The sequence below is a fragment of the Phenylobacterium sp. genome, assembly GCF_036821595.1.
Taxonomy (GTDB): Bacteria; Pseudomonadota; Alphaproteobacteria; order Caulobacterales; family Caulobacteraceae; genus Phenylobacterium.
On record NZ_DAISJG010000086.1, the window covers coordinates 1 to 3,094 of the forward strand.

Annotated in this window: 2 protein-coding genes; one reads left to right on the top strand and one right to left on the bottom strand. The window is 73.9% G+C overall.

All coding sequences use genetic code 11. The features are described from left to right. Positions 1 to 191 precede the first annotated feature (191 nt). Positions 192 to 1,802 (bottom strand): ShlB/FhaC/HecB family hemolysin secretion/activation protein, encoded by a 1,611-nt coding sequence (locus tag V7Z97_RS18290; protein ID WP_334164875.1) that lies wholly within the window; start codon positions 1,800 to 1,802, stop codon positions 192 to 194. Between the two features lie 192 nt (positions 1,803 to 1,994). Here V7Z97_RS18290 and V7Z97_RS18295 point away from each other — a divergent pair. Continuing rightward, positions 1,995 to 3,094, top strand: a 1,100-nt coding sequence (locus tag V7Z97_RS18295) for a FecR family protein (RefSeq protein ID WP_334164876.1), incomplete at its 3' end; no start/stop codon positions are given.

Here is a 3,094-nt window from a genome sequence, read left to right on the forward strand (position 1 = left end):
GGTAGGGGAAGAACTGGGCGGCGGCCGGGCCGGAGCCCGCCGAGCCGATGACGAGAGCGGCCGCAGCCGCCAGGCGGGTGGGGACATTCATCTCGCGTCCTCCAGAGAGGCGCGCCGGATCGGCGCAAGCGCGAGGCTAGGTCCGTCGGGGGGCGGGGCCGCGTGACGGCGATCACGGGCGGCCGAAGAGGCTAGAAGGCGGCGTTCAGGCTGGTGAACAGGCGCCAGTCCTTGTCGTCGGTGACATAGGGGGTGCGGGTCAGCGGGCGGGCGGCCTCGACGCGCAGGGTGGCGCGGCGGTGGACGGTGACGCGGACCCCGCCGCCGGCCGAGGCCAGGGCGGCGCTCTTGAAGCCCGGGAAGGCGTCCTTGCGCCAGACCTTGGCGGTGTCGGCGAAGCCGTAGAGCTGGAAGAAGCTGATCGCCTGGGGCTTGGGGTCCCAGCCGTAGCGGAGCTCCACGAGGGCGCCCGCGCCCTTCTCGCCGGCGATCTCGGCGTAGTTGTAGGCCCGGCCGTAGGGCAGGGCGCCGGCGGCGAACTCTTCGCCGGCCAGCAGCGGGTCCGGGGACCACTGGGCGTCGGCCTGGAGATAGACGCCCGCCCGCGGGCCGAGGTCGCGGTAGTGGGAGCCGTGCAGGTTGACCTTCCAGAACTGGCCGTCGGCGTCCCAGCGCGAATGGGTGCGGCCCGGCGCGTCGGTGGCGCCCAGGACGTCGAGCCCGCGGGAGACCTGGGCGAAGCCGGTGAGCGAGCGGCCGTCGTCCTGGCGGGTGGCGAAGACCGAGGCGCGCAGGACCCGCAGGTTGTCCTCGTAGCCGCCGGCCGCGCCCCAGTCCTGCTCGATGCGGGAGGCGTCGAAGGCGAGGGCGCCCCAGACGGCATGCTTGCGGCCCCGGGCCAGCGGGTGGGACCAGCGCAGGCTGGCGAAGCGGTTCTCGTTGCCGACCACGGAGCCCAGGTTGGCCGAGGCGTCGCGGGCCCGGGCCGCCGAGACGCGCACGCCGAGCGAGCCGCCGGTGGCCAGCGGATAGAGGTAGGAGACCTCGCCCTGGGTGAATTCCTCGGGATCCTCGGGGATGGTCAGCACCGAGGCGGCGAGCTGGTCGCCGGCCACGAGGGCGGAGTTGGCGGCGAGGCGGCCGTAGAGCTGCCAGGGGCCGGCGGAGTCCGTGCCGCGGTTGTCGGCGTAGAGGCTGGCCGCGAGGCGCTGGCGGTCGGCGAAGACCACCAGGCGGTGCCGGGCAGGATCGTCGATCACCGGCTCCAGGTGGGTCTTCAGCTTCAGCCCGGGCCGGTCCGTGGCCAGCGTCAGGCGGCGGTCGAGGTCGGCGAGCTTCAGCGGGCGGGCGTCCATGACGCCGGTGAGCAGGGCGTCGACCGCGCCGGCGGCGGGGCCCTCCACCTTCACCTCGCTGACGTAGCCCTCGTAAACGGCGAGGCGGACGACGCCGCGCGGCCCGGCCTGGGGCGGGACGACGGCGCGGGCCAGGAAGTAGCCGTCGGCGCGGTACTTGTCGGTGATCGCCTGGGCGATGCGCACGAGGTCGGACATGGCGACCTCGCGCGTCAGGTAGTCGGCGTAGAAGGGGGCGATCTCCTTCATCGGATAGGCCGTGACGCCGTCCACGGTGAGCGCCATCAGCACGAAGCAGTCGTCGCTGGCGGGGACGCAGGCGGCGGGATCGGCGGGGGCGGGCTCCGCAGGCTCGGCGGCCTGGGAGCGCGCGGCGGTCGGCGGGGCGGCCAGGGCCAGGCACAGCGCCGCGCCCACGGCGACGCGCCGCCGGTCGTCCGACTGCAACCCCCTCGAAGACACCAACCTGAACACCATAGTAAATAAGACTTTAAGTAGGAGTTTGGATCACCTGAGCTTAATTTGCCGCTAACGAAGAATAAAAACCGTGATCATTAGCGCGCTGTTATCCCTGAGCGTGCAAAGAGTGACCTGTATTCGTGCAGGACCGCGTATCTGGTCTCAGGAAGCAGGTCTATCATGAGCAATCTTCGCCTGGCTGTCTCGGCCGTCTTCACCTCGGCGCTGGTCCTCGGGGCCAACGCCGCCTGGGCGGCCGACTGGAAGCTCGTCGAGGTCAGCGGAACGGTGCGTGTCGCCGCGCCCGGCCGGACCGCGGAACCCGCGGCGGTGAACCAGCTCGTGCCCGTGGGCGCGAACATCACCACGGCGGCCGGCGGCCGCGCCTCGCTGTCCAACGGCGCGCAGAAGATCGTGCTGGGCGCCAACAGCCGCATGACCGTGGCGCCCGAGGCCGGTCCGGGCATGACCCGCATCGTCCAGGACCTCGGCTCGATCCTGTTCCAGGTGGACAAGCAGCCGGCCAAGCACTTCCGCGTCGACACCCCGCTGCTGGCGGCGATCGTGAAGGGCACGACCTTCACCGTGAACGTCGGCCCGATGGCCGACACGGTGCACGTGGCCGAGGGCCTGGTCGAGGTGCGTCCGACGAACGGCGGGACCGGCTCCGACGTGGCGGCGGGCGCGACGGCGACCGTGTCGCGCGACGCGCCGGGCCAGGTCGCCAAGACCACGCCCACCGCCCAGGCGGCGCCGGAAGCGGCCGGCAAGGTGGAGCCCCTGAACTATGCGGCGGTGTCCGACGGCCTGGTGCAAGCCGCTCCCACCGCCCAGCTGCCGGCCGCGCCGCCGCAGGCGGCCGGCCCGAGCGCCGCGCCAGCCGAAACCGGCGCCGCCCCGGCGACCTCGCCGGGCGCCAGCGCCCTGGTGCGCCTGGCCGAGATCGAGGCGCCGGCCCCCGCGGCGCCGGCCCCGATCGAAGCCGCGCCCGCGGCGCCGGCTCCCATGGAACCCGCCAGGACCGCGCCCGCGCCCGGTCCGGTCGGCGGCGAGGCCCCTGCGCCTGCGCCTGCGCCGGCCCCCGCGCCCGAACCGCCGTCGGCCGGTCCGCCCCCGCAGAGCAATGCGGGCGGCGCCGCCGAGGCCGGTCCGCCGGCCAACAGCAACGCGGGCGGTAACGGCAACGGCAATGCCGAGCCCGGCCCGCCGGCCAACAGCAACGCGGGCGGCAACGGCAACGGCAATGCCGAGCCCGGCCCGCCGGCCAACAGCAATGCGGG